Below are 932 nucleotides of genomic sequence, written 5' to 3' on the forward strand. Positions count from 1 at the left end.
GGCGTTGTTGCCCAAATCGATGAAGCTTGAATGGAACTAACTGAGGACTTGGTGATCTGATCACCACCATCCTCTTCAAGTCTGCATCATGGGCACGTCGCTTCAACCCATCACCAACTGGCCTAAATACAACAAGTCTTTGATTAATCGTGGTTCACTCACCTTCTGGGTTGATGCCGAGGTCATGAGCAACTGGTTTCACCACGAGCATCATGGGCGGCGGGGCCGCAGCCAGCTCTACACCGACCAGACCATTTGTACCTTCCTGATGCTCAAGGGGATTTTTAACCTCACTTTGCGAGCAACCCAGGGACTACTCGACTCCCTGTTCGAGTTGATGAATGTGCCGCTGTGTGCACCAGACTACAGCTGTGTCAGCAAGCGCGCTCGCACGGTGACGGTGGCTTATCGACAGCCCCCAAAGGAACGCATTACCGACTTGGTCATCGACTCAACCGGGCTGAAGGTGTTTGGTGAAGGCGAGTGGAAGGTCAGAAAACACGGCGCCGAGAAACGGCGAGTCTGGCGCAAGTTGCATCTGGCGGTAGACCCGGTGACCCACGATATCGTGGCGGCGGAAGTCTCGCTGGAAAATGTCCATGATGCCGAGGTGTTGCCCACCTTGCTCAACCCACTGCGGCGCAAGCTGGGGCGTGTTTATGCGGATGGAGCCTATGACAGCAAAGCCAGCCATCAGCTTATCTCGCGCAAAGGGGCAACAGCCTGTATCCCGCCTCGCAAGAACGCGGGACTCTGGAAAAAGGGGCACCCAAGAAATGAGGCCGTGCTGGTGATGCGCAAGGAGGGGCTGGCGCACTGGAAGAAGATATCGGGGTATCACCGTCGCTCGCTGGCAGAGACGGCAATGTATCGGTTCAAGCAGTTATTGGCGGGGAAAGTCAGTCTGCGTAACTACAATGGCCAAGTGGGAG

Annotated in this window: 1 protein-coding gene; it reads left to right on the forward strand. The window is 55.9% G+C overall.

What is annotated here, in order from left to right:
- Positions 1 to 88: 88 nt before the first annotated feature.
- Positions 89 to 932 (forward strand): IS5 family transposase (locus A9G06_RS21255; protein ID WP_069556551.1); only part of this gene is annotated, 844 nt, incomplete at its 3' end.

The sequence above is a fragment of the Aeromonas sp. DNP9 genome (assembly GCF_001728955.1).
In the GTDB taxonomy this organism is placed as follows: Bacteria; Pseudomonadota; Gammaproteobacteria; order Enterobacterales; family Aeromonadaceae; genus Aeromonas; species Aeromonas veronii.